Genomic DNA, 25,593 nt, shown 5'->3' with positions numbered 1-25,593 from the left:
AGCCACCATCACATTTTATATTTTAAATAAACTTAATTTTATCCCAACAAATTAACGTTTTTTATGGGGTATGAAATGAAACCAACCGTCGTCATAGCGCTCGGGGGAAACGCTATTTTACAGCGTGGAGAAATTCTTTCGGCTCAAAACCAGTACAAAAATATCGCTCAGGTGGCTGAGGTGGTTGCTGGGCTAGCCAACGATTATCGCGTCGTGATTGTGCATGGCAACGGCCCGCAGGTGGGATTGCTAGCGCTGCAAGGTGCGCTAGATCAGCAAACCCCAGCGTATCCGCTGGATATTTTAGTGGCTGAAACGCAAGGAATGTTGGGCTATATGATTGCTCAGTCGTTAGGGCAGAAAGAGAACATTCCTCAGGTGGTTAGCCTGCTGACGCGTATTGAAGTTGAGGCAGACGATCCTGCATTCCAGCAGCCGAGTAAATTTATTGGCCCTGTCTATCTGCCTGACCAACAGCATGAACCTAAACTCCGCTATGGTTGGACGATGAAAGCGGATGGCCAATATTTTCGTCGCGTGGTGGCTTCGCCTAAGCCGAGAAAAGTGGTTGAGCTGGCCTCGATCAAGTGCCTGTTAGATAGCGATCATATTGTGGTTTGTGCGGGCGGCGGTGGAATGCCGGTTGTCGCAAGCCAACAGGGATATTGCGGTGTTGAAGCTGTTATTGATAAGGATTTATCAGCCGCGTTGTTAGCCGAAGAGTTACATGCGGAATATTTAATGATTTTGACCGATGCGGATGCGGTTTATCAGGATTGGGGAACGCCACAGGCGCGGGCATTACGACATGTTACCCCTGAGGTATTGCGCCCGTTTGCGGCTCCTGATGGCGCGATGGGGCCGAAGGCAGAGGCGGTGATTGCGTTTGTTGAACAAACGGGCGGAACGGCATTTATCGGTGCATTAGCTGATGCCGAAGCGATTTTACGTCGGGAGAAAGGCACCTGTATTACACCAGAAACTGCGGCTGTTCTATAAAACAAAATCAGCGCGCCGTGAATATCAGGCGCGCTGATTTATTGAGTTATTACAGTTTGCCTAACGTCGCTACCATCACGGCTTTAATGGTGTGCAGACGATTTTCCGCTTCGTCAAACACGATGCTGTGCTCGGATTCAAATACTTCGTCGGTGACTTCCATACCGCCATTCAGCCCATATTGCTCGGCCATCTGTTTGCCCACGGCGGTTTGATCGTCATGGAAAGCCGGTAAACAGTGCAGGAATTTCACCTGCGGGTTGCCGGTCAGTTTGATGACGTTCATGTTGATTTGATAAGGCAGCAGTTGGGCAATACGTTCTTTCCACACCTCTTTTGGTTCGCCCATGGAAACCCAAACGTCGGTGTAAAGGAAATCGGCGTCTTTCACGCCTTCCGCCAGATCTTCGGTTAAAACCAGCTTCGCGCCGGTTTTGTCGGCTATTGCCTGACATTGAGCCACCAGTTCGGCCTCCGGCCAGCAGGCTTTTGGCGCAACGAGACGCAGCTCCATCCCCATCAGCGCCGCGCCTTCCAGTAATGAATTACCCATGTTATTACGCGCATCGCCAAGGTATGCCAGTTTCACCTGTGACAGCGGCTTATTTGGCATATGTTCTTGAATAGTGAGCAGGTCGGCTAAAATTTGGGTTGGATGAAACTCATTGGTTAATCCATTCCAAATCGGCACACCGGCATACTGTGCCAGGGTTTCCACCACGTCCTGCCCCCAGCCGCGATACTGGATGGCGTCGTACATTCTGCCCAGCACGCGCGCGCTGTCTTTGATGGATTCTTTGTGGCCGATTTGGCTGCCGTTTGAGCCTAAATAGGTGACATTAGCGCCTTGGTCGTAAGCGGCAACTTCGAAAGAGCAGCGGGTTCGGGTGGAGTCTTTTTCGAAGATGAGCGCGATATTTTTGCCTTTCAGCGTTTGAGGTTCATTACCTGCTTTCTTAGCCTGCTTAAGTTCAGCGGCTAAAGTGAGTAGATATGCGATATCTGCAGGCGTGAAGTCCAGTAATCTAAGAAAATGATGCTGATATAGCTGACTCATAGTGCTCATCCCCAGTTGTGTTTTTATTGTGCTGCATGAATTAATATTCACATTATGTGTATTAAAATTCAAAATCAACCCCTGAGAGATAAATATTCACGTTTCTTATGGAGGCATGAGCGCGGCTGTGGGAGAATGAAAGTAGCGTGATTGCATACAGATTGAGGACAAAGGCATGGCAAATCCTGAGCTATTAGAAGAACAACGTGAAGAAACCCGCCTGATCATTGAAGAACTGCTGGACGACGGCAGCGATCCAGACGCGTTATACACCATTGAACATCACCTTTCGGCGGATAACTTTGAGCTGTTAGAAAAAGCGGCGGTTGAAGCTTTTAAACTCGGCTACGAAGTGACTGATGCTGAAGAGCTGGAAGTTGAAGACGGTACGCTGCTGATGTGCTGCGATGTGATCAGCGAAGTTGGCCTGAATGCGGAAGTGATCGATACTCAGGTTGAACAGCTGGTGAACCTCGCTGAGAAGATGAACGTGAACTACGACGGCTGGGGCACCTACTTCGAAGATCCTAACGGTGAAGACGGTGACGACGACGAAGATGATGACGCAGAAGGCGTTGATGAGGATGACAATGGCGTTCGCCACTAATCCTTATACCCGTCATACTTCAAGCTGCTTACGCGTTGGCTACACCCGTTCACCCTAGTCACTTACTTAAGTAAGCTCCTAGGGATTCACGGGTTTGCCGCCTTCAAGCAACTTGAATTATTTAGGGTATAGATGCTGATCTTTAACATTGCATAGTTAGCATAGTTAGCATAGTTAACGTCATAGTGAGAATAGCGAATCCGGTGCCAGCGATGGCACCGGATTTTTTTATATATTAACTATGCGTGGGTCGCTAATACGCCTAAGCGGATGGCATATTTTTTAATTTTATAGTGCAGGGTCGTTCGTGAAATTCCCAGCCTTTTTGCCGCTTCTGCCACATTGCTATTCGCCTGATTCAACGCCTTTGTGATGAGCTGTTGTTCAAAATATGCGACTTGGCTGACAAGGTCGCCATCGCATTCAAATGTTCTGGCGGACATGGGCTGCTCTTCGGTAATTGGAGCTGCATTTTCAGGGAACAGTTCTGGGCATTCTTCATCGTAGGCAATGTTTTCTAATGGCCCATCGTGTTCTTGCATAATCATGCTGCGCACGATGGTATTTTCTAGCATACGCACGTTACCCGGCCATGCGCGTTTTAGCAGAATACCGCAGGCATTCTCGCTGATCCCCTGAATATCATGCTCAACATCATCGCGGTATTTATCGATGAAATAACGACTTAGCAGCAGGATATCCTCTGGGCGAGTGGAGAGCGGCGGCAGCGCCAGCATTCCGACGCCGAGCCGATAGAAGAGATCGGCACGCATTCTATTGTGTTTAATCAGCTGCGTTGGCGACTCGTTCATTGCTGCCACAATGCGCACGTTGGAGTGCAGTTCATGATTTCCGCCGAGTTTCCAGAAGCTTTTATCCTGTAGAAAACGCAGCAATTTGCTTTGCATCTCGATGGGCATGGCATTGAGCTCATCAAGAAATAGCGTGCCGCCGTCTGCCAGCTCAAGGTAGCCTTGGCTATTTTCAGCGCCGGTGAATGCCCCTTTAACGGTGCCAAATAAGGTACTTTCTATCAGCGTTGAGGGGAGCGCACCGCAGTTGAGGGCGATAAATGGCTTATTCACGCGTTTACTACAGCGATGTATTAAGCGAGCAAACAGCTCTTTGCCTGTCCCTGTTTCACCCACAATAACAACCGGAATATCGTTGACGGCTAGACGTTTAGCTTTGTCTATCAGCGCCAGCATAGCGGGATTTTCCGTAATGATATCGTGGGTGTTTTCAGCTTGATTCGAATAAAGCAGCTGGTTTAGTTCCACCACCTGCTCTTGTAGGCGGCGCACGCTAGACATATTTCTACCAATTTCAATCACGCCTACCATCTCACCGTTGCGTGCATACAGCGGCGCAGTGGTGTGCTGGTAATCCACCGCCTGCCCTTTAGCGTTGTAATAAACCTGATAATGGCCGATGTATTCCACTCCTTGTTTTAGCGAGTGCAGCATGGTGCTCTGTGATTCTTTCATCTTGGGATAGACGTCTAGCATGTGGTGGCCGAGTGCTTGCTCTACGGTATAGCCATCCAAATCTGCGCTTTCTTGGTTGTAATAAACGTATTCACCATCACGATTAATTATCGCTAACGGTTGATGAATAAGATCAAAAAAGCGCGAAAACATCTCAAGGGCATACTGCAATTCTGGGTCGAGCGGAGGCATTTTTTGGTCCTTTCACTGGGTGACGGATTTTCGTCACTTAGGCAATTTTTAGAATATATGACCGAAATTATTAGTAGGGATTTTTTTATTTTATTGATTTTAAAGATAAATAATTATGGCATGACGGTTGCAGTAACAATGTTATCTGTAGGGACATATCACGCATTAAACCATCGATAAGCAGAGGATTTTATGTCAGATAACATCGTTAAGAACTACAACCAACTGCGTCAAAATGTGATTGAGCACGATCGTCGTTTCACCAGCAACAATGGAAAACTGTGCTTTGAAGGTTTAGATGTCGAAGCACTGGCAAAAAAATACGGTACCCCGTTTTATGTGTTTTCTGAGCCTGAGATTGTGCGCAATATCAAAGAAATCGAGCAGGCTTTTTCCGCACATGCCAAAACCAAAACGTTCTTTGCCTCAAAAACCTGTTCGGTGATGGGGGTGTTAAAAGCCATCAAAGATGCGGGCATTTGTGCGGAAGCTAACTCACTTTATGAAGTGCGTAAGTGTTTGGAAATTGGTTTTTCTGGGAGCCAAATCGTATTTAACGGCGTGGTGAAAAAACCAGAAGATCTCGAATATGCGATTGATAATGAACTCTATCTGATTAACGTCGATAGCCTATATGAACTTGATCATATTGATGAAATTTCTCGTCGCCTGAAAAAAACCGCCAACGTTTGTGTGCGCGTTGAGCCAAACGTTCCTTCCGCAACGCACGCTGAGCTTGTGACCGCGTTTCATGCTAAATCAGGACTGGATCTCGAACAGGCTGAGGAAACCTGCCGCCGTATTTTACAAATGCCTTATGTGAAGCTGCGTGGTCTGCATATGCATGTGGGCGATCAGGTGCCAGAGTCTGAGCCATTTGCTAAAGCGACCAAGGTTTTGGTGGATGAATCGCGTCGTTTAGAAGAGGTTTTGGGGATCAAATTTGATTTGATCAACGTGGGGGGCGGTATTCCAGTGCCTTACAAATACGACGAAGAGAATGGCGATCCGTTAAAAGACAATATGTATGCAGGGATCACGGCTCAGGACTTTGCTGATGCGGTGATTCATGAAGTGCATAAATGGCGTACCGACGTTGAGATTTGTATTGAGCCAGGGCGCAAAGTCACGGGTTCTGCCGCTGTTCTGTTAACCGATGTTTCCTGTGAAAAACGTAAAACCAACTATGACCTAGACGGTAACGTTGAATGCCACGTTGAATGGAAGTTTGTCGATGCAGGCTACAGCGTATTGTCTGATAGCCAGCATTTCGATTGGTTCTTCTATGTCTATAACGCCTCTCGGATCACCGAGCAACACGATCAATATATCAAGCTGGCAGGCCCGCTGTGTGACGGTGGCGATTACTTCCATATGGGCGTCAAAGGCGAAGAGTTTTTACTGCCACACGATACTCAGATTGGCGATGTTGTGGTGTTCCTTGATGCGGGTGCTTACACCATTGAGAGCCAGACGGTTTATAACAACCGCCCACGTACTGCGGTCGTGATGATCGACAACCAGGGTAAAGATCGTCTGATCCGCCGTGAAGATACCTACGAAGATATGGTCAAGTACGACATTTTCTAATTTGCCCTTTGCGACAGAGGGCGGTTGTCGCCCTCTGATTTTCTCTCTGGAGATGATCATGAGTAATAGCAACTCAAGTCTGCTTGGAATCAAAGACATCGTCTTTATGAACGTCATTGCGATTCTGAGTTTACGACAAATACCCAACGTGGCGCCCTATGGGGCATCGGCTATGCTGCTGTGGGTAATCGCGGCTTTCTGCCTGTTTTTCCCATTAGCCATGGTATGCGGTGAGCTTTCTACCGGGTGGCCAAAAGACGGCGGTATTTTTGTTTGGATTAAAGAAGCATTTGGTAAACGTATCGCGTGGATTGTGGTGGTCTGTTTCCTGTTTTCTTGCGTCCTTTTTTTCCCGCTGATGCTGCAATTCGGTTTTACTGCGCTGGGTTATATGTTTAGCGACAGTCTGGCCGAAAGTAAGGTCTTTATCGGCGTGGGCTCGATGGTGATATTTTGGCTGCTGACGCTGCTTAATATTCGCGGCATGCAGTGGACTAAAATTATTAATAGCGTAAGCGCATGGTGCGGCGTCTTTATTCCTTCTGCCATTTTGATTCTATTAGCCGTTGTTTGGCTATGTACCGGACACAAAATGCAAACCGATTATGCCACGGCGGCTAATTGGATCCCTGATTTAAGGCATTGGGATACCGTGGTGTTCTTATCTAGCATGATGTTTGCCTTTGCTGGATTAGAAGTTGCCCCAATGATTGCAGGCCGTACACGTAATCCTCAGCGTGATTTCCCACGAGCCATGGCGGTTTCCGCTGGCGTTATTGTCGGTATTTATATGGTGGGAACGTGGGCGCTGAATACGCTTTTACCGGCGGGGAATACTGATATCGTAGCGGGCGTTATGCAGGCGATGCGCTCGGCGGCTGATACCTTGCATATGCCTTGGCTATTGCCAGTGATGGCTATTTGTATGTTCTTCGGGGCGCTGGGGCAAATTAACTCTTGGCTGGTTGGCCCTATTTATATGCTGCAAGAAGCTTCGCGCGAAGATAATTTGCTTGGGGAACGCATTGGCAAGCTGCATCCCAAATATCAAACACCTGCTTTTGCACTAACAATGCAGGCGCTAATTGTTACCGTTTTATGCTTTTCAACCTTTGTGTCACCTAGCGTTGCCGCTGCGTACTGGATGCTGACCGCGCTAACTACTATCACCTATTTTATTCCTTATCTGGTGATGTTCCCTGCATTTTATCGTCTGCGCATTACTCAACCGGATACGCCTCGTAGTTTCAGAATTCCCGGCCGTATTTTACCGATTCTATTGCCTGCTCTCGGCTTTATTTCAATCGCTTTTGCCGTATGCCTGCTGTTTATTCCACCTTCGCAGATCGATATGGGGGGATATTTCCAATATGCCGGAAAAATTATCGGAGGGGCACTATTAGCCGTCGTTGTGGCAGAAGTGATTTATCACCGTGCTCAACGCAGAAATGCAAAATTGCTTGCTGGTGAGGTGAAGTAACATGTATATGCCAACGCTTGAAATTAATTTAAAAAAGCTGACTGACAATGCCCGCATCGAGAAAGAACTTTTAGCCGCGCATGGCATAGAAGTGATGGCGGTGAATAAAGTCTTTGATGGCTGTATTGAAACGGCTCAGGCCGTGATAGACGGCGGGATTAACGTGATTGCAGAATCACGTACTTATAACTTAAAAAAAATCCGCGCCACGGGCTGTACGACCTGCTTATTACGCAGCCCTTGCCTGAGTGAAATTGAAGACGTAGTGCGTTACGCAGATATCAGCCTGAACAGTGAGCCTGCCGTGATGCAGGCGCTGTCAGATGAAGCTCAGCGTCAGGGAAAAACGCATCAAGTCCTGTTAATGATTGATATGGGCGATTTGCGGGAGGGAATTTGGTTTGCGCATTATGAGCAAATTTTATCAACCGTAAAGCTGATTGAAGAGCTGTCTGGATTGGCATTATACGGGCTAGGGACTAATTTCAACTGCTATGGCACAGTGCTGCCAACGGTAAAAAACGGGGAGGATTTTCTTGCCATTGCCGCGCGTATTGAAGCCGATACCGGCACGAAAATTAAGCATCTCTCGGCTGGGAACTGCACCAGTTATCACCTATTAGATAAAGGTATTTGGCCGGTAGGATTAAATCACCTGCGGATTGGCGGATTACACGAGTTTGGCATTGAATATGTCGATATGAAATATTTGGACGCTTTCCACCATTCGCAAAAAGATGTCGGTAAAGCCTGTTCAGACATGTATTTGCTGCACGCAGAAATTATTGAGCTGAATAGTAAACCAACGGTTCCGGTGGGCGAGTTAGGGGTGGATGCTTTTCTACAGCCGAAGTCATTTACCGATCACGGCACCCGTAAGCGCGCATTGTTGGCATTTGGTCGCCAAGATGTACCGGCGGAAAACTGTGTGCCTCAAGATGAAACCATCAAGGTGTTAGGCCAAACGAGCGATCATACGCTGGTTGATATTGAAGACAGCCAACAGCCGCTTAAAGTCGGGGATACTATTAGTTTTGAACTGGATTACACCGGTTTACTGATGGCCTGCCAGACACGTGGCGTACAAAGACATTTCAAATATTGATACTTAACCTGATGCCGGTAGGTTTCCCCTACCGGTAGGGGAAACCTATGGGTTGTATACAGGAAGTGCCTGACTCGCAAGAGGGAACGAAACTACGGCGCACGCTTAAAAAGCGTCATTTACTGATGATGTCTTTAGGAGGCACCATTGGAACAGGGCTGTTTATAGGTATCGCCGAGCCATTACATTCTGTTGGCCCACTAGGAACGCTGCTGGCGTATCTTATCGCGGGTGGGATCATGATGATGACGATGATGTGTTTAGGCGAGCTTTCTTGCGCATTTCCACATTCTGGCTCATTTCAACACTATGCTTTGAAGTTTCTCCCCCATCCGATATGGAGCTATACCATTGGTTGGCTTTATTGGCTGAGCTGGGTCTTTTCTCTTGCTGCCGATCTGACCGCGGCGGGGTTGATTGCCCATCAATTTATACCGCATATCCCTGTCTATTATTTTTGTTTAGGTATTTTATTACTATTAACGGCGGTTAATCTTTTATCCGCAAAAATATTTGGTGAGTGTGAATATTGGTTTTCTGCAATTAAAGTCTTTGCCATTATTCTATTTATTTTGGTTGGCCTTTATTTAATTTTCCAAATGTATAGCAGCACGCCGTGGCAGCCTACGCTAAAAACAGCCGATGGTTGGTTCCCTCACGGGCAGTGGAGTATTTTTATCTGCATGACCATCGTGGTGTATTCTTTTCAAGGCGTTGAACTCGTGGGGAACGCGGCGGGTGAAACCGAATCGCCACAGACAGTGTTACCCAAGGTGATTAAAGGGATTGGCATTCGTATTATTCTTTTCTATGTTCTGGCTATTTCTATTTTGGCCTTGGTTTATCCTTACGATCACCCGATACTTGGCGTAAGTCCATTTGTCTGGGTATTTGAGCGTGCGGGGTTACCTAATGCTGGCACATTCATGACTATTGTTATTCTTTCGGCTGCGCTTTCTGCCGCCAATTCGGCTATCTATGCCAGTTCACGCATGTTGTGGTCAATGGCAAAGGATGGCTTTGCGCCAAAGATGTTCGCAAGAGTGAATACGCAAGGTGTTCCGGCTCGCGGTATTTTATTTACCGCTGCGATTGCGCTAGTTTCATTGCTAACCAAATATATCTCTGCTCAAACACTCTATTTATATCTTATTTCAAGTACTGGGCAGGTAGGCTGTTTGGCATGGATGGTTATTGCATGGTGCCAATATCAGTTTCGTGTGCAGGTAAAAGCGGGGCGTTATTCTGCGGAAAGCATAAAATACAAATCGCCGTTCTTCCCGTGGATTGCGTGGATTTCAATCATACTGAATGCTGCGGTTATTATAGGTACGTGGTGCAGCCCGCAGGGAATAAGTATGCTGATTGCCGAAAGCGGTTTATTGGTGGCTATATTAGCGTCCTATCGCTGGAAGAACCGGCAAGATGGCGAATCACTTGAAGCAGGCCGAATATATCGACCTGCCAAAAAGTAGCGCTTACAGCTCTCTCAGCATCCTGACTTCGCAGTCCACATGGCGTGTGCTGCCGAGTGCTTCAGTAATATGGCTAAATCCGAGCTTCTCATAGAGCGCTATGGCCGCGGTGAGAGAGGCCGTGGTTTCTAGATAGCATTGGCTAAAGTCGTTCTCACGGGCAAAATCCATCGCTTGGATAGCCAATTGTTTGGCTAAACCTTTTCCGCGCAGCACGGGTAGAAAATACATCTTTTGTAGCTCACACAGGCTGACGTCTGCGCCTTCAAGCGGGGCAACGCCGCCGCCGCCAACCACTTGCCCATCAAGCTCAACCACCCAATAAGCGCAGCGTGGCTGGCTATAAACGTCGAAGAGATGATCGAGGTTTGGATCAGATACGGTATAGCCTTTGTCGGCGGTGAGGCCGCATTCAGCTGAAACTTCACGAATAACCTGCGCAATGGCGGCGTTGTCGTTTGCCGTGATTCGGCGCACCTGAAGGCGTAAAGGCGTTTCTGTTGTCATAGTCATTACCCGGTTGTTCCGTTGTGTAAACGTTCCGACGCACATCGCTATTTTAGGCTGTTGTCACGGGGCGTTTGCTCCGCGTGATGGCGCACGAAATTCCTTAATACCACCGCTGATAGTGAGGATGCAAGCGTTCTGCGTGCGAGGTAAAAAAAAGCGGGGAACAAAATGTTCCCCGCTGATAGGCGTTTTGCTTACCGCGCTAGTTACAGCGCTGCAATTACCGCTTGCTGTTCGATGAGCTTCGCTTTGGCATCGGCGTAACCGTTCATCTTCTCACGCTCTTTGGCAACAACGGCCTCAGGTGCGCGAGCCACGAAACCTTCGTTAGACAGTTTCGCTTCGATGCGGCCAATTTCAGCTTCAATCTTAGCCACTTCTTTCGCTAAGCGATCGAGCTCGGCGTCTTTGTCGATAAGGCCAGCCATTGGGATCAGCAATTCTGCACCGTCAACCAACTTGGTGACAGAAACTGGGCCTTTATCGCCCGCCGCCAGCACTGTGATGCTTTCCAGACGCGCCAGAGCCTGAATGAAGCTTAGGTTTTCCTGTACGCGACGCTGAGCATCCGCGCTGCATTCACGCAGCAGCAGTTCCAGTGGCTTGCTTGGAGCAATATTCATCTCGGCGCGAATGTTACGCACGGCGATAATGGTTTGCTTGATCCATTCCAGATCGGCCAGCGCTTTTTCATCAACCTGAGATGCGTCGTATTCTGGGAATGGCTGCAACATGATGGTGTCCGCAGTAATCCCTTTCAGGCCTTTCACACGCTGCCAAATGGTTTCGGTGATGTATGGGATCACCGGATGCGCCAAGCGCAGCAGGGCTTCGAGCACGGAGACCAGCGTATTACGGGTGCCGCGCAGTTCAGCTTCAGAACCACCGTTCATGACCGGTTTAGCCAGTTCCAGATACCAGTCACAGAACTGGTTCCACGTGAACTCATACAGAATATTGGCAGCCAGATCGAAGCGGAAGTTATCCAGTGCTTCGCGGTAAGCTTTTACCGTCTGGTTGAATTCGGACAAGATCCAACGGTCTGCCAAGGACAGAACCATGTCGCCGCCGTTCACACCGCAATCCTGATCTTCCGTGTTCATCAGTACGAAGCGACTTGCGTTCCACAGTTTGTTACAGAAGTTACGGTAACCTTCCAAACGCTTCATATCCCAGTTGATATCACGACCGGTAGAGGCCAGCGCTGCCAAGGTGAAGCGCAGGGCATCAGTACCGTGTGGCTCGATGCCTTCTGGGAACTGTTTTTCGGTACGTTTAGCAATTTTTTCAGCCAACTGTGGCTGCATCATATTGCCGGTACGCTTCTCTAACAGTTCTGGCAGAGAAATACCGTCGATCATATCCAGTGGATCGATGACGTTACCCTTAGACTTAGACATTTTCTGCCCTTCGTCGTCACGGATAAGACCGGTCACATAGACGGTTTTGAACGGAACCTGTGGTTTGCCATTTTCATCTTTCACGAAATGCATGGTCAGCATGATCATGCGCGCGATCCAGAAGAAGATGATGTCGAAACCGCTGGTTAACACGTTCGTTGGGTGGAACGTTTTCAGCGCTTCGGTCTGTTCAGGCCAGCCCAGCGTTGAGAAAGTCCACAGACCAGAAGAGAACCACGTATCCAGAACGTCGTCGTCCTGTTTCAGTTCAACGTCTGCGCCCAAGTTATTTTCACGGCGTACTTCCTCTTCGTCACGACCAACGAATACGTTGCCTTCGTTGTCGTACCAAGCGGGAATGCGATGACCCCACCACAGCTGACGAGAAATACACCAGTCTTGAATGTCGCGCATCCAAGAGTAGTACATGTTTTCGTACTGTTTAGGAACGAACTGGATTTCACCTTGTTCAACGGCTTCAATCGCCACTTTCGCCAGTGGCGCAGTGCGAACGTACCATTGGTCGGTCAGCATTGGTTCGATAACCACGCCGCCACGGTCGCCGTAGGGAACGGTAAGATCGTGAGGTTTGATTTCAACCAGCAGGCCCGCTTCGTCACAGGCTTTTACCACGGCACGGCGAGCGGCAAAACGCTCCATGCCACGGAACTGTTCTGGGATTTCGTTGCTGTAAACGTCGGTTTCTTCGCCGTTGGTATCCAAGACTTCTGCTTCGTCACGAATGTCGCCGTCGAAGGTCAGAATGTTGATCATTGGCAGTGCGTGGCGGCGGCCAACTTCATAGTCATTGAAGTCGTGCGCAGGGGTGATTTTCACGCAGCCGGTGCCTTTTTCCATATCGGCGTGTTCATCACCGACGATAGGAATGCGACGGCCAACCAGTGGCAGAACCACGAATTTACCGATCAAATCTTTGTAGCGCGGATCTTCTGGGTTAACGGCAACACCGGTATCGCCCAACAGGGTTTCAGGGCGCGTAGTAGCCACCACCAGATAATCTTTACCGTCGGCGGTTTTAGCGCCATCGGCCAGCGGATAACGCAGGTGCCACATGGAGCCTTTGGTTTCACGGTTTTCTACTTCCAGATCGGAGATTGCCGTGCGCAGTTTTGGATCCCAGTTAACCAGACGCTTACCGCGATAAATCAGGTCTTCTTTATACAGACGAACGAAAACTTCTTTCACCGCATTAGACAGGCCATCGTCCATGGTGAAGCGCTCGCGCTCCCAGTCGACGGAGTTGCCCAGACGGCGCATCTGACGAGTAATGGTGCCGCCAGATTCTTCTTTCCACTGCCAGATTTTGTCGATGAAGGCATCACGGCCATAGTCGTGACGAGTTTTGCCTTCTTCGGCTGCAATTTTGCGCTCGACGACCATCTGAGTGGCGATACCGGCGTGGTCGGTACCAACCTGCCACAGGGTATTTTTGCCCTGCATGCGCTGGTAACGGATCATGGTATCCATGATGGTCTGCTGGAAAGCATGACCCATATGCAGGCTGCCGGTGACGTTCGGCGGCGGGATCATAATACAGAAGCTTTCTTTACTGGTGTCGCCATTCGGCTTGAAGTAGCCCTGCTGTTCCCAGTGCTCGTAGAGCGGCTGCTCAATGTCTTGCGGGTTATATGTCTTTTCCATGGTTCGTCTGTTCTTTGATTTTATCGATCAGTGAGTTGGCGGCGTAGCCGTGGTCAATTGAAAGCCGACGCTGCGGTAGATTTTATAGCGCTCACGCGCCAACTGTTTTAAAGCGTCTTCATAAGGAACGAAGTCTATCACTTCATGGAAAGCAGTAGCAAAATCTGCGAACTCGGTCTGCAAGCAGATCATCAGTTCACGCGGCGAATTGCCCCGTTTTCCCGGCCATGAAAGTTCGACAGGAGCACCATAATGCGGGCCTTCACCGGCCAGATTATGCGGCACAAACTGGTGCGGGTCGCGGGCCCAAAGGGCTTCATCTAACTTTTGAGCCTGTTCCTGACTTTGGCAAGCCAATAAAATTCGTTTACCGGAGCGCCAGTGTTGGGCGGCGAGATCACAGGCCAAAGCCTCAACGGCATCCAGTTCACCATCGGGTTGATGATGCTCCATGAGATAGAAGGTTGCCTGTTTCATGATGTGATATAGCCTTACGCTTGTGCAGCACTTATGAAGTAATGAAATACAATAACGAAAGACCCCCTCCCAGTCACCTCTCAAACCGAGGGCTGGGGTGGGGGTTCTCTTTATTTTAACTCAATTTTGTTAATCGTCGCCGTTTAGGCCTGCGCGATTGAGCAAGAACTGAGAAAGCATGGCAACAGGACGACCCGTTGCACCTTTTGCTTTCCCTGAACGCCATGCGGTGCCTGCGATATCCAGATGCGCCCAGCTATATTTGCGGGTGAATCGAGACAGGAAGCACGCTGCGGTAATCGCGCCGCCAGGACGACCACCGATGTTGGCCATATCGGCAAAATTGGAATCTAGCTGATCTTGGAATTCATCCATCATCGGCAGACGCCATGCGCGGTCACCGGCCTGTTCTGATGCGCTGATAAGCTCTGAAGCTAATGGGTTATGGTTTGCCATTAAGCCCGTCAAATGATGACCCAGCGCGATAACGCAGGCACCCGTTAACGTAGCCACATCGATAACCACGTCAGGTTCGAAACGCTCAACGTAGGTTAACACGTCACACAGAACTAAACGTCCTTCGGCATCGGTATTGAGCACTTCAACGGTTTGGCCGTTCATGGTGGTCAAAACATCCCCAGGACGATAAGCGCGACCGCCCGGCATGTTTTCACAGCCAGCCAGTACGCCCACGATATTCAGCGGAAGCTGAAGCTCAGCAGCCATGCGCATCACGCCGTATACAGAAGCGGCACCGCACATGTCGTATTTCATCTCGTCCATGCTGTCAGCAGGCTTGATTGAAATACCGCCAGAGTCAAAGGTTAAACCCTTACCAACCAATACGATAGGTTTAGCATCTGGATTTTTGCTGCCCTTATACTCAATCACGGACATCAACGATTCATTTTGTGAACCTTGGCCCACGGCGAGATAGGCATTCATGCCCAGCTCTTTCATCTGCTGTTCACCGATAACGCGGGTGCTAACGTTCGGGCTGAAGCTATCGGCAAGCTGACGAGCCTGTGAAGCCAAATAGCCTGCGTTGCAGATGTTTGGCGGCATATTGCCAAGATCTTTTGCAGCTTTAATACCGGCAGCAATGGCTAAGCCGTGCTGGATAGCGCGCTCGCCGCTGGTGAGTTCACGACGCGTTGGAACGTTGAACACCATTTTACGCAGTGGGCGGCGTGGTTCTGCTTTATTACTTTTCAGCTGATCGAAGGTATAAAGCGTTTCTTTTGCTGTTTCGACCGCCTGACGCACTTTCCAATAGGTATTACGGCCTTTGACGTGCAGCTCAGTCAGGAAGCAAACCGCTTCCATAGAACCGGTGTCATTCAGGGTATTAATCGTTTTTTGAATGACTTGTTTATACTGACGTTCGTCCAACTCTCGCTCTTTGCCACAGCCAATCAGCAAAATGCGTTCTGAGAGTACGTTAGGTACGTGGTGCAGCAAGAGTGTCTGACCCACTTTACCTTCCAGTTCGCCACGGCGCAGTAGGGCACTGATATAGCCATCGCTGATTTTATCGAGCTGTTCGGCGATTGGGGACAGTCGGCGCGGTTCGAAAACACCGACGACGATACAGGCGCTACGCTGTTTTTCCGGGCTACCGCTTTTTACACTGAACTCCATGCACTCTCCTGAATCTTAAAGGCAGCGGCGCGGGGCGATGACTAAGCTATACTCGTTTCTTGAAGCCAGAAACATTGCTCAAGTCACTATTATCTCGGCCCTTTGCCGTTGAACTGACTGGAACACTCATTCACGGTTTTCTCTGATGATGGTGGCTTTTATCCACTTTTTCATAGGAAATCGCGCGATTTTCTCTCATTCTGCAAGGCTTTTTATGGGCTGTGCAGAGGGACGTTATATAATCGGTAGTTATTTTCTCGTTTTCGTTGCTAACGATTACGGTACAATTGTTTTACTGTACAATCAGTTTACCCTGCTTATCGCGATGTTGCTGCGGTGTTCGTTGTTTGCTGCAACGACAACAAGTTTGGGTATGCATCATACGTAGTGGGTGATTAGCCTTCTACGATGTGTCAGTTATAAGTGTGTTCCTATAGGTTACACTTGAGACACATGCTGTAATGCTATTCTGATTGTAACCGCCGCCATAATCATCATAAAAATGGCGGGTTAGCGTAGAAATTATCTATTTTCCTGCAAAAAGACAAGTTTTCACAGGCGTAATAAGCGTGATCATCATTAGATATCTGGTACGGGAAACGTTTAAGAGTCAGATTGCTATTCTATTTATCCTGCTGCTGATCTTTTTTTGTCAAAAGATGGTGCGGATACTCGGAGCGGCGGTTGACGGCGAAATTCCGACAAACTTAGTGTTATCTCTCCTTGGGCTGGGTGTGCCCGAGATGGCTCAGCTTATTCTGCCTCTTAGCCTGTTCCTTGGGCTATTGATGACGCTGGGTAAACTGTATACCGAAAGTGAAATCGTGGTTATGCACGCCTGCGGCTTAGGCAAAGGCGTACTGATAAAAACCGCGATGATCCTTGCCTTCATTACCGGCGCGTTTGCATTGGTCAACGCGTTTTGGGTGAGTCCGTGGTCGTCGTTCCACTCTGATGAAGTGATGGCCGAAGCCAAGGCAAACCCTGGTTTAGCTTCGATGGTAGAAGGACAATTCCAGCCGTCGAAAGATGGCAACTACGTGCTGTTTGTGGGCGACGTGAAGGGCAAAAAGTTTGAAAATATCTTTTTAGCTCAGCTCCGTCCTAACGGCACCCAACGCCCATCGGTAGTTGTGGCGGATACTGGCCATATGGAAGGGCGACCAGACGGTTCTCAGCAGGTGGTATTGGATACCGGTACGCGCTATGAAGGTACCGCGATGCTGCGTGATTTCCGTATCACCGACTTTGTGAATTACGAAGCCGTTATCGGCCATCAGGCGGTGGTGCTTAATCCAAGCAATGCCGATCAGGCGCCGATGACAGCGCTGTGGGAATCCAAAGAAAACGACTTCCGTGCGGAGCTGAACTGGCGTATTACGCTGGTGTTCTCTGTCTTCGTGATGGCGCTGATGGTGGTTCCTTTGAGCGTGGTTAACCCACGCCAAGGGCGTGTGCTGAGTATGCTGCCAGCCATGTTGCTCTATCTAATCTTCTTCCTGCTGCAAAGCTCGATACGTTCTAATGCGGCGAAGGGCAAAATTGATCCGTTTATCTGGGTTTGGGCGGTGAACGGATTCTATCTGTTGCTCGCAGTTGCGTTGAATATTTGGGATACGCTGCCGATGCGCCGGATCCGTGCGCGAATCACCGGTAAAGGAGTCGCCTGATGCTTGGAGTATTAGACCGTTACATTGGGCGCACGATTTTCAGCACCATCATGGCAACGCTGTTTATGCTGGTGTCGCTGTCTGGGATTATCAAGTTCGTTGATCAGCTACGTAAAGTGGGGCAGGGCGATTACTCCGCGGCAGGCGCGGGTCTTTTCACCTTGCTCAGCGTGCCAAAGGATATTGAAGTCTTCTTCCCAATGGCTGCCTTGCTGGGTGCGCTATTAGGCCTCGGTATGCTGGCTCAGCGCAGTGAGTTGGTGGTGATGCAGGCGGCTGGTTATACCCGTATGCAGATTGCCTCTTCGGTGATGAAAACCGCGATTCCGTTGGTGATCCTTACGATGGCCATTGGTGAGTGGGTTGCGCCACAGGGCGATCAGGCTGCACGCAACTATCGTGCCCAACAGATGTATGGCGGTTCGTTGCTATCGACGCAAAACGGACTATGGGCAAAAGACGGTAGCGATTTTATCTTTATTCAGCGTGTGACCGGTGAGAAGACGATTCAAGGTATAAGTATTTATACCTTTGATAAAGAACGTCATTTGCAAAAGCTGCGCTATGCCAACTCAGCAACGTTTGAGGGCAATCAGTGGAAGCTTTCGCAGGTGGAAGAATCAAATCTCACCGACAGCAAAAGGATCACCGGTTCACAAACGATTAGCGGTATGTGGAAAACCAACCTAACGCCAGACAAACTGGGCGTGGTTGCCATGAGCCCTGATTCGCTGTCGATTAGCGGCCTCTACCACTATGTGAAATACCTCAAGCAAAGCGGTCAAGAATCTAGCCGTTATCAGCTCAATATGTGGAGCAAAATTTTTGCACCGCTGTCTGTCGCGGTAATGATGTTGATGGCGCTGTCCTTCATTTTTGGTCCATTACGTAGCGTTCCGATGGGCGTGAGGGTATTGACGGGTATCAGCTTTGGCTTCTTGTTCTACGTACTTGACCAGATTTTTGGGCCGCTAAGTTTGGTATACAGCGTACCTCCAGTATTAGGCGCTCTGCTGCCAAGTCTGCTGTTCTTGTTGATCAGTATTTATATGCTGCTCAGAAAATCGTAGTGACGTAGCGCAATCTCTAAATATAAAACGGGCCATTCTTATGGCCCGTTTTTTTATGTTTAAATCCAATGGGTATCGTGTGGATCTGGCCTCGGTGTTAACTCAAGATTCTTTTTTGGCTCCTGCCATAGCTGCTCAGTGAGTTGAAAAATAGAGACTGCCTTGGCTAGCGTATCGGCCTGCTCTTCTACATTCGCAGCGGTAGTGGCAACTTGTTCCACTAACGCAGCATTCTGCTGGGTCACCTGATCCATCTGGTTAATGGCAATACTTACCTGAGCAACACCGCGGCTTTGTTCGTCAGAGGCATAAGAAATACTGTCGACGATGCTGGTTGCTTTGTTGACGTTAAGCACGATGTCGGCCATGGTTTCTCCTGCGTGCTCAACGAGTGACATCCCTTCTTTAATATCGTTGCTAGACGTTGCAATAAGATCGTTGATCTCTTTTGCTGAAAGTGCGCATCGCTGAGCCAAGCTACGGACTTCACCGGCAACAACGGCAAAACCGCGCCCTTGCTCTCCCGCTCGAGCGGCTTCAACTGCGGCATTAAGGGCTAATATATTGGTTTGGAAGGCGATGCCGTCGATTACGCTGATAATATCGCTCATTTTCTGTGCGCTATGGTTAATCGTACGCATTTTAGCAATGACCGACTCCATCACCTGTTCACCGCTATGGGCAATGCTGGCGGTACTATTGATCATTTGGGCGGCTTGCTGCGCATTATCGGCGTTTTGCTGCACGGTGGCGGTGATTTGCTCCATGCTGGCGGCTGTCTGAGCCAGCGCCGCCGCCTGTTCCTCGGTTCTGCTCGAAAGGTCAGTGTTACCCGCAGAGATTTCGTGAGTGCCTATATTGATAGACTCAACGCCCTGTCGCACGCTAGAAACGGTTGTGCGTAATCCATCCTGCATTTTTTGCAACCCAGCCATTAACAGTCCAATCTCGTTGCTATTTTGTATGTTAATGACGCTACGTAGGTCACCCTGCCCAATGAGTTCGAAGTATCCAGTCGCTTCTCGCAGTGGATGAACGAGGACTCTTTTAATCCAAAAATGTACGGCTAAGCACATCAATACGCATAAAATTAGGGCAATGATGAGCAAACGAATAAATTCGGAATAGGCCTGTAGGGCTGCGTCTCTAGCGTCGTCGTTGTTTTTAAGCGAGATGCCAATGTATTTTTTCACCCATCCTTGAAATATGGCTCGCGTTTCTAATTTTTCGGTTTTCAACTGAAAAAGCTTATCAACCACGATGCTTGCGGAGGGTTCTGATAAAGCAATGTTTATCTGTTTCTCTATATTATCGGCGTTGTTTTTGTATGCATTTTTTATCTCATCACCTAGTTTGAGATCGTGATTAGTTAACCCAGGGATCCCCCAAAAAATATCAAAAGACTTATTGGCTAGCGCCATCTTTTCACGAGCGACTTGGAGAGACTCTTTATTAACAGCGCCTTGTGGGTTAACGGCATATTCGAGAACAATATTATTGATGGCCGACTGAGCTTGTTGGAGATACGCGCCGCTGCTGCTTAATGCATTTTGCTCATCGGCGATAACACTCATCGTACTAATGCTATCGCTATTTTTTTTGATGAAATAGAAGCCAATCAAGTTAGAGCCTATTTGTATCAAACCAAATAAATACAGCACCAACAGCATCCCGCTGGCGATTTTAATATTTTTAAACATAGGTGTAGCTCCATTAGTAAACCACATCTTTGGAAAGGTTTTTCCGTGGTAATTGCGTTATCGGAGATAACCTAAATTTATTTAGGGTGAAAATTATTATATTTTTCAATATTAAAATATTATTATTGGTTGGGTGGAATAGATTTTATGTATATGTTTAATATAATTCTTAGATCGAATTAAGGGGCATAAATATGCCCCTTAATAAATATGATTATACTCAAGCCAAAGTTATTGCTGCTGCTGCGCGAGCTCGCTGACTAACTGATTAACACCATCGCTCATATTAGTAAATTTGGTTAGTTCAGTGCGGGCAACAACCGCAAATACGCCAACGTTTTTGTCTGGGATCATCGCCATATAGGTAATGAAGCCTCCGCCGCCGCCGGTTTTTTGTATGATACCCGGCAAACCGTTTTGCGGTGCCATATATACCCAGCCTAAGCCCAACGCCGAGGCTTTACCCGGAACATCCATTCCTTTAACCAAAGTCAGTTTTTCGCGCTGATAGTACATTTTCAGCAACTTATCGGCATATGGGCTACGAGGATGGGTTGACGAGGATAGAAACTGCTGCATCCAACGCTGCATATCTTCTGGCGTGGAATATACACCACCGCTGCCAATCGCAGCCAAACTACTTTGGCATGGGCTTGCACCGCGTGCGGGGACGATCATCCGCGAGCACTGTTCAGGTGAGGGCGTATATGTGGTGTCTTTCATGCCCAACGGCAGCGTAACTTTCTCTTTGAGCAGGCTTGGATACGCTCTGCCCGTGGCCTGCGCAAGCGCATCGGCCAGCAGATCAAACGCCAAATTTGAATAAGATGCTCGAACGCCCGGTGGCACCGCGACTTTCGCGCTTTTCATCCATTGCCAGCGATCGTATTTCGTTGGCCAAGTAAACACGTCACGATGTGCCACGCCGCCTGGCTGTTCACGCGGTAAACCGCTGGTGTGAGAGGCGAGATTCATCAGCACAATCGGCTGGTTAGCGGTATAGGACGGAACCCGCATTCCACTTGGCGCGTATTTTCTCAATGGATCATAGAGACTGACTTTCCTTTCATCGGCGAGCTTAACCAATACTTCGCTGGTCATGAGTTTGGTAAGGGAAGCAATACGGATTAAAGAGTCTTTACGTGGGCGGGTATCATTGCCGGGGCGAGTTTCGCCAAAACTTCTAAACACCTGCTGGTTGTTATCGATAGCAACCATGGCCATTGCCGCGGCACCGCTATTATAAAAAATATGTTCGGCGTAACCATCCACCACCTGTGAAGCGAGAGGTTGAGGTTGTTGAGCATAGCTTGTGAGTGGCAGTACCGCACAGGCGACGCCCAGCAGCGTCGCAGGGAAATATTTCAACACGCGTTTATCCATTTATTCAGGCAAGAGACAGGTCAGATTTTCTAGTGGGAACATCTTAATGCTAACCGTGTGCGCTGGCAGAGCGGAATTCATCAGTTTTTTGTAAATAAAACCAAACGGTACATGTGGAAACAAAAATGGTTGTGACGTAGCTCACACGTGGAGCTAATCTTAGAATAGAACCCAGTCTGGTTTGGTGATGACAAAAATACGTTAAGAAGATGAGCACTAATGTTTTCCTCTTTTGCGTTTGTGCACATATAATGCGCATCCAGTCTTCACTGGCTAAAATCGACAACCGCCTGCGCGCGGTACTAGCACCCAACAGGAATATAAACATGAAAATGAGTATCCGTGCGCTCTTCACGGTGCTTCTGGCAACGACTGCTTTCATGCAGTCTGCATTTGCCGTGGTATACCCTTTACCGGCGAATAACAGCCGTCTGATTGGTGAAAACATTCAGGTAAAAGTGCCAGAAGATAACAAACAGCCTCTGGAACATTTTGCTGCTCAGTACCAAATGGGCCTGAGTAACATGTTGGAAGCGAATCCGGGCGTAGATGCATACCTGCCAAAGCCGGGTATGACGCTGACTATCCCGCACCAGTTGATTCTGCCTAATACTCCACGTGAAGGCATTATCATTAACAGTGCAGAGATGCGTTTGTACTACTATCCAAAAGGCTCTAAAACCGTCGTGGTTCTGCCGATTGGTATTGGTGAGTTAGGTCGTGATACGCCAATGAACTGGGTCACTTCGGTTCAGCGTAAAAAAGCGGGCCCAACGTGGACGCCAACCAAAAAAATGCACGAAGAGTATGCCGCTAACGGTGAGACTTTGCCGCAGGTATTCCCTGCTGGTCCAGATAACCCAATGGGTCTGTACGCGCTGTACATCGGCCGTTTGTATGCGGTTCACGGTACTAACGCCAACTTCGGTATCGGCCTGCGCGTAAGCCATGGCTGCGTGCGTCTGCGTGATGACGACATCAAATACCTGTTTGATAACGTTCCAGTTGGTACTCGTTTGCAGTTCATCAATGAGCCTGTAAAAGCGACCGTAGAGCCTGATGGATCTCGCTATATTGAGGTTCACAATCCGCTGTCTACCACTGAGCAGCAGTTCAACTCTGATGCGCCAGTGCCTGTGGTGCTGACCGACGCTATCAACAAAATTGTTTCTGATCCAAGCGTTCAGACCAGCGCAGTGGATAATGCAGTAGCAGCGCGCTCAGGCATGCCAATTAAAATCAACTGATTGAATAATCACTTGATGTGAGTTACCGAAAGGCGGGATATATCCCGCCTTTTTCACGTCTCGCGATCAGAGATGCGCTGCGGTTTCATGCAGATGACGCCATAACACTTTCCCCTGACTGTCTTTTTCAAAGACTGCCGTTGAGAAGCGAACGGTTTTTGGCTGCTCCGGCTGAGTCTGTGTTTCCTTATAGCTAACGACCGCGCCATTTTCCCATTCAGCGATGATGGTCATTTCTGAGACTTCGATGCTCAGCCCTGCTTTGACTCCTCCATTTGCGCGGAAAAATGTACACACCGCAGGATAATTCAGCTGCATGCCACTCATCCCCACCATGGTGAATGCAGGGCTAAAATGCGATAGCAGCTGTTCACAGAGCGCTTCGCTGGCAGACGTATTGGCAAACCACCGCTGAATGAGCTCATGTGATTCGACAACTTCAACAAAATACGGGTTATTTGCGGACATAAGGTTTCCTAGAGAGAAGCGTATACCGCAATGTAATGATGGAGCTTACGAACAGCAACCCCAGTGAGACATGGGCAAAAGTCATAATCTCTCCTAAAGGCATACGGAAACGGGATTACGTTAGGTAAAAACGGCGCCCCAACCGCTGCTAGACCGCAGATTAAAGGCGATAATTGTTGATAAAATACTCGCGCAGATGTTTTTTACCGCGCCTTCGCCGTTTTTTTAGGCACTTAAACAATTGAATGCAGGATAAGTATTGCGTGAGGGTCGTGGCTAGGTATAATGCACTCGTTTTCCGCATACTACTTCTGTGCCGAAGTGGCGAAATCGGTAGACGCAGTTGATTCAAAATCAACCGCCGCAAGGTGTGCCGGTTCGAGTCCGGCCTTCGGCACCATTAGTATGAAAATCAAGTCACCTCAGGGTGGCTTTTTTTATGCCTAAAATTCAGTTCCAGTAAGACTTTTCCCCGCATTTCAACCAGCCTAATTCAACCTAATTCAATCTACATTAGCTTACTGATGTGGGTACATCTGCGGGTATATTCCGGTTCGATAATGTTTGTACCCACACAGAACCCTTGAAAGGATACTCATCATGGCTCTGAGTGATGTGAAGGTTCGTTCGGCTAAGCCTGAAGCAAAAGCCTATAAACTAACTGACGGTGAAGGCATGGTTTTGCTGGTTCACCCTAACGGTTCTAAATATTGGCGGCTACGTTATCGCTTCGGTGGTAAAGAGAAGATGCTAGCGCTGGGGAAATACCCTGAAGTCTCGCTGGCGGATGCCAGAGCACGCCGGGACGAAGCCCGTAAGCAGTTGGCTAACGGTGTCGACCCTAGTGAGAACAAGAAAACCGTTCAGGTAGAGCAGGAACAAGAAGCGATAACTTTTGAAGTGGTCGCCAGAGACTGGCACGGCAGCAATCAGAAGTGGTCGGCATCGCATAGTGCTCGTGTATTGAAAAGCCTAGAAGATAATCTCTTTGCTGCTATCGGTAAGCGGAACATTGCAGAACTGAAAACGCGAGACCTACTTGTACCCATCAAAGCAGTCGAGTCATCCGAGCGTTTTGAAGTCGCCGCCCGTTTACAGCAGCGTACTACCGCGATTATGCGTTTTGCTGTTCAGAGCGACTTAATCGACTACAACCCTGCACAAGAGATTGCCGGTGCAGTTGCTACGGAGAAAAGGCTGCTTCGCGCAGCGCTAGAACTCAATCGCATTCCTGAATTGCTTCATCGCATTGATCACTACTCCGGCAGGCCGTTAATCCGATTGGCTGTTGAACTCACTTTGTTGGTTTTCATCCGTTCAAGCGAACTACGTTTTGCTCGCTGGTCAGAAGTCGATTTCGAAACTGCTATGTGGACGATTCCGAGTGAGCGTGAACCGCTGGAAGGAGTTAAGCATTCCCAGCGTGGTTCGAAGATGCGGATGCCTCATGTTGTTCCTTTGTCGCGGCAGGCTCTAGCCATTCTGGAAAAGATCAAAAGCATGAGCGGGAATCGTGAGCTGATTTTCGTTGGTGATCATGATCCACGTAAGCCGATGAGTGAGAACACAGTGAATAAGGCTTTGCGCGTTATGGGCTACGATACGAAAGTTGAAGCTTGCGGGCATGGTTTAAGGACGATGGCGTGTAGTTCGTTGATTGAGTCGGGGCTATGGTCGAAAGATGCGGTAGAGTGACAGATGAGTCACCAGGAGCGTAATTCTGTTCGTGCGGCTTATATACATAAGGCGGAGCATTTGGGGGAGCGCAGGCTGCTGCTGCAGTGTTGGGCGGATTATTTGGATGCGAATCGCAATGAGGTCATATCATCTTTTGACTATGCAACAATTAATATACCATTTTCCTGATTTGTTATAAACAGCATAAAAGCCATTTATCTGTGAAATGACTGAATGGCTTTCATGTTTACTGTGAACTGTTACGCCAACTGCAGTGCGGCCACCAGACAGGCTTCCTTCCTCAGTACCATGTTCAACACATTCTGATAATGCTTTTGTTTAATTGCTTCGCTACGTCGGAGGCCATGTGCAATATGGTTTAGAGTAAGTAATGCCGTTGGCCTGTACCGGGAGTAGATTTTATTCTAGTCACTGTCAGAAACCTGCAACCGTTGTCTGACAACGTTGAACGGTTCTCAGCCATCGTCGGGGATCATCAGTCAGCTGTTGAAGGCGGTATATTCTTCCGACAGCCAGGCGGATTTGCCGACATTGCTAACCGTCTCCGCCAAGCTCAGGATAGAATTAATCGTTTATACGTGTCTCACGGATATAACTTTTCCTGACAATTGATCGCCCAGTCATACGGCATAAACCATTTTAATAGTATGGTTTTATGCTTGTTCTCCAGCCCAG

The 25,593-nt window shown here is 48.6% G+C and carries 18 protein-coding genes, 1 tRNA gene and 1 pseudogene; 11 read left to right on the top strand and 9 right to left on the bottom strand.

Annotated features, from left to right (window positions below):
* Positions 1–75 precede the first annotated feature (75 nt).
* A complete protein-coding gene (locus CPY98_RS18105; protein ID WP_043489043.1) occupies positions 76–999 on the top strand; it encodes a carbamate kinase in 924 nt (307 codons plus the stop codon).
* 49 nt (positions 1,000–1,048) lie between these two features.
* Here CPY98_RS18105 and argF read toward each other — a convergent pair whose 3' ends face one another.
* Positions 1,049–2,065, bottom strand: a complete 1,017-nt coding sequence (argF, locus tag CPY98_RS18100; protein ID WP_172625159.1) for an ornithine carbamoyltransferase — start codon at positions 2,063–2,065, stop codon at positions 1,049–1,051.
* A gap of 166 nt (positions 2,066–2,231) precedes the next feature.
* Here argF and rraB point away from each other — a divergent pair, with 166 nt between their 5' ends.
* Positions 2,232–2,663, top strand: coding sequence for a ribonuclease E inhibitor RraB (gene rraB, locus CPY98_RS18095; RefSeq protein ID WP_025798374.1), 432 nt, complete (start codon positions 2,232–2,234; stop codon positions 2,661–2,663).
* 239 nt (positions 2,664–2,902) lie between these two features.
* On the opposite strand, the gene CPY98_RS18090 is transcribed toward rraB, so the two are convergent.
* The gene (locus CPY98_RS18090; protein ID WP_043489052.1) at positions 2,903–4,342 is read right to left on the bottom strand and encodes a sigma-54-dependent Fis family transcriptional regulator; all 1,440 of its coding nucleotides are present in this window, start codon (positions 4,340–4,342) and stop codon (positions 2,903–2,905) included.
* A gap of 192 nt (positions 4,343–4,534) precedes the next feature.
* Here CPY98_RS18090 and lysA point away from each other — a divergent pair, with 192 nt between their 5' ends.
* The 4 genes from lysA to CPY98_RS18070 are packed head-to-tail and all read left to right on the top strand — an operon-like array spanning position 4,535 to position 9,992.
* Positions 4,535–5,932 carry a diaminopimelate decarboxylase gene (gene lysA, locus CPY98_RS18085; RefSeq protein WP_043489055.1) on the top strand — a complete coding sequence of 466 codons (1,398 nt, stop codon included), beginning with the start codon at positions 4,535–4,537 and terminating at the stop codon, positions 5,930–5,932.
* A gap of 58 nt (positions 5,933–5,990) precedes the next feature.
* The gene (locus CPY98_RS18080; RefSeq protein ID WP_025798367.1) at positions 5,991–7,412 is read left to right on the top strand and encodes an APC family permease; all 1,422 of its coding nucleotides are present in this window, start codon (positions 5,991–5,993) and stop codon (positions 7,410–7,412) included.
* Between the two features lies 1 nt (position 7,413).
* Positions 7,414–8,517 (top strand): alanine/ornithine racemase family PLP-dependent enzyme, encoded by a 1,104-nt coding sequence (locus tag CPY98_RS18075; protein ID WP_096388558.1) that lies wholly within the window; start codon positions 7,414–7,416, stop codon positions 8,515–8,517.
* Between the two features lie 47 nt (positions 8,518–8,564).
* Positions 8,565–9,992, top strand: a complete 1,428-nt coding sequence (locus tag CPY98_RS18070; protein WP_096388557.1) for an amino acid permease — start codon at positions 8,565–8,567, stop codon at positions 9,990–9,992.
* 3 nt (positions 9,993–9,995) lie between these two features.
* Here the strand turns inward: CPY98_RS18070 and CPY98_RS18065 are convergent, their stop codons facing one another.
* The 4 genes from CPY98_RS18065 to pepA all read right to left on the bottom strand — a co-directional run bounded on the left by CPY98_RS18065 (position 9,996) and on the right by pepA (position 15,682).
* Entirely contained in the window at positions 9,996–10,499 is a 504-nt protein-coding gene (locus tag CPY98_RS18065) for a GNAT family N-acetyltransferase (protein ID WP_025798363.1), read from the bottom strand.
* Positions 10,500–10,708: 209 nt separating this feature from the next.
* A complete protein-coding gene (locus CPY98_RS18060) occupies positions 10,709–13,564 on the bottom strand; it encodes a valine--tRNA ligase (protein ID WP_096388556.1) in 2,856 nt (951 codons plus the stop codon).
* 27 nt (positions 13,565–13,591) lie between these two features.
* A complete protein-coding gene (locus tag CPY98_RS18055; protein ID WP_025798359.1) occupies positions 13,592–14,041 on the bottom strand; it encodes a DNA polymerase III subunit chi in 450 nt (149 codons plus the stop codon).
* A 129-nt stretch (positions 14,042–14,170) separates the two neighbouring features.
* Positions 14,171–15,682, bottom strand: a complete 1,512-nt coding sequence (gene pepA / locus CPY98_RS18050; RefSeq protein ID WP_025798357.1) for a leucyl aminopeptidase — start codon at positions 15,680–15,682, stop codon at positions 14,171–14,173.
* Between the two features lie 569 nt (positions 15,683–16,251).
* Between pepA and lptF the strand changes: the two genes are divergently transcribed.
* Positions 16,252–17,352 (top strand): LPS export ABC transporter permease LptF, encoded by a 1,101-nt coding sequence (gene lptF / locus CPY98_RS18045; protein WP_025798354.1) that lies wholly within the window; start codon positions 16,252–16,254, stop codon positions 17,350–17,352.
* On the top strand, positions 17,352–18,422 hold the full coding sequence (gene lptG / locus CPY98_RS18040; RefSeq protein ID WP_025798351.1) for an LPS export ABC transporter permease LptG: 1,071 nt from the start codon (positions 17,352–17,354) through the stop codon (positions 18,420–18,422). The genes lptF and lptG overlap by 1 nt, the downstream gene beginning before the upstream one ends.
* Before the next feature lie 59 nt (positions 18,423–18,481).
* On the opposite strand, the gene CPY98_RS18035 is transcribed toward lptG, so the two are convergent.
* Complete coding sequence (locus CPY98_RS18035) at positions 18,482–20,122, bottom strand: methyl-accepting chemotaxis protein (RefSeq protein WP_096388555.1); 1,641 nt, start codon at positions 20,120–20,122, stop codon at positions 18,482–18,484.
* A gap of 231 nt (positions 20,123–20,353) precedes the next feature.
* Positions 20,354–21,505 carry a D-alanyl-D-alanine-carboxypeptidase/endopeptidase AmpH gene (gene ampH, locus CPY98_RS18030; RefSeq protein ID WP_096388554.1) on the bottom strand — a complete coding sequence of 384 codons (1,152 nt, stop codon included), beginning with the start codon at positions 21,503–21,505 and terminating at the stop codon, positions 20,354–20,356.
* A gap of 326 nt (positions 21,506–21,831) precedes the next feature.
* On the opposite strand from ampH, the gene CPY98_RS18025 reads away from it, so the two are divergent.
* Positions 21,832–22,752: a L,D-transpeptidase family protein gene (locus CPY98_RS18025; RefSeq protein ID WP_025798346.1), complete on the top strand. Its 921-nt coding sequence runs from the start codon at positions 21,832–21,834 to the stop codon at positions 22,750–22,752.
* A gap of 66 nt (positions 22,753–22,818) precedes the next feature.
* Here CPY98_RS18025 and CPY98_RS18020 read toward each other — a convergent pair whose 3' ends face one another.
* The gene (locus CPY98_RS18020) at positions 22,819–23,220 is read right to left on the bottom strand and encodes a DUF4440 domain-containing protein (protein ID WP_025798344.1); all 402 of its coding nucleotides are present in this window, start codon (positions 23,218–23,220) and stop codon (positions 22,819–22,821) included.
* 315 nt (positions 23,221–23,535) lie between these two features.
* On the opposite strand from CPY98_RS18020, the gene CPY98_RS18015 reads away from it, so the two are divergent.
* Both CPY98_RS18015 and CPY98_RS18010 read left to right on the top strand, forming a co-directional pair.
* Positions 23,536–23,620: transfer RNA gene (locus CPY98_RS18015), tRNA-Leu, on the top strand.
* Between the two features lie 200 nt (positions 23,621–23,820).
* A pseudogene (locus CPY98_RS18010) lies at positions 23,821–25,086 on the top strand (tyrosine-type recombinase/integrase).
* Positions 25,087–25,593 lie beyond the last annotated feature (507 nt).

It is taken from the genome of Hafnia sp. CBA7124 (assembly GCF_002355555.1).
Taxonomy (GTDB): Bacteria; Pseudomonadota; Gammaproteobacteria; order Enterobacterales; family Enterobacteriaceae; genus Hafnia; species Hafnia alvei.
Note: the sequence above shows the minus strand (reverse complement) of the source record. Positions and strands in the feature narration are given on the sequence as shown.

What these genes read in the sequence shown, in the direction of transcription:
- CPY98_RS18060 (WP_096388556.1), bottom strand. Translation starts at nt 13,564, where the DNA reads ATGGAAAAGACATATAACCCGCAAGACATTGAGCAGCCGCTCTACGAG.
- CPY98_RS18105 (WP_043489043.1), top strand. Translation starts at nt 76, where the DNA reads ATGAAACCAACCGTCGTCATAGCGCTCGGGGGAAACGCTATTTTACAG.
- lysA (WP_043489055.1), top strand. Translation starts at nt 4,535, where the DNA reads ATGTCAGATAACATCGTTAAGAACTACAACCAACTGCGTCAAAATGTG.
- CPY98_RS18080 (WP_025798367.1), top strand. Translation starts at nt 5,991, where the DNA reads ATGAGTAATAGCAACTCAAGTCTGCTTGGAATCAAAGACATCGTCTTT.
- CPY98_RS18070 (WP_096388557.1), top strand. Translation starts at nt 8,565, where the DNA reads ATGGGTTGTATACAGGAAGTGCCTGACTCGCAAGAGGGAACGAAACTA.
- CPY98_RS18075 (WP_096388558.1), top strand. Translation starts at nt 7,414, where the DNA reads ATGTATATGCCAACGCTTGAAATTAATTTAAAAAAGCTGACTGACAAT.
- rraB (WP_025798374.1), top strand. Translation starts at nt 2,232, where the DNA reads ATGGCAAATCCTGAGCTATTAGAAGAACAACGTGAAGAAACCCGCCTG.
- ampH (WP_096388554.1), bottom strand. Translation starts at nt 21,505, where the DNA reads ATGGATAAACGCGTGTTGAAATATTTCCCTGCGACGCTGCTGGGCGTC.
- lptG (WP_025798351.1), top strand. Translation starts at nt 17,352, where the DNA reads ATGCTTGGAGTATTAGACCGTTACATTGGGCGCACGATTTTCAGCACC.
- CPY98_RS18090 (WP_043489052.1), bottom strand. Translation starts at nt 4,342, where the DNA reads ATGCCTCCGCTCGACCCAGAATTGCAGTATGCCCTTGAGATGTTTTCG.
- CPY98_RS18025 (WP_025798346.1), top strand. Translation starts at nt 21,832, where the DNA reads ATGAAAATGAGTATCCGTGCGCTCTTCACGGTGCTTCTGGCAACGACT.
- CPY98_RS18055 (WP_025798359.1), bottom strand. Translation starts at nt 14,041, where the DNA reads ATGAAACAGGCAACCTTCTATCTCATGGAGCATCATCAACCCGATGGT.
- CPY98_RS18035 (WP_096388555.1), bottom strand. Translation starts at nt 20,122, where the DNA reads ATGTTTAAAAATATTAAAATCGCCAGCGGGATGCTGTTGGTGCTGTAT.
- CPY98_RS18020 (WP_025798344.1), bottom strand. Translation starts at nt 23,220, where the DNA reads ATGTCCGCAAATAACCCGTATTTTGTTGAAGTTGTCGAATCACATGAG.
- CPY98_RS18065 (WP_025798363.1), bottom strand. Translation starts at nt 10,499, where the DNA reads ATGACAACAGAAACGCCTTTACGCCTTCAGGTGCGCCGAATCACGGCA.
- argF (WP_172625159.1), bottom strand. Translation starts at nt 2,065, where the DNA reads ATGAGCACTATGAGTCAGCTATATCAGCATCATTTTCTTAGATTACTG.
- pepA (WP_025798357.1), bottom strand. Translation starts at nt 15,682, where the DNA reads ATGGAGTTCAGTGTAAAAAGCGGTAGCCCGGAAAAACAGCGTAGCGCC.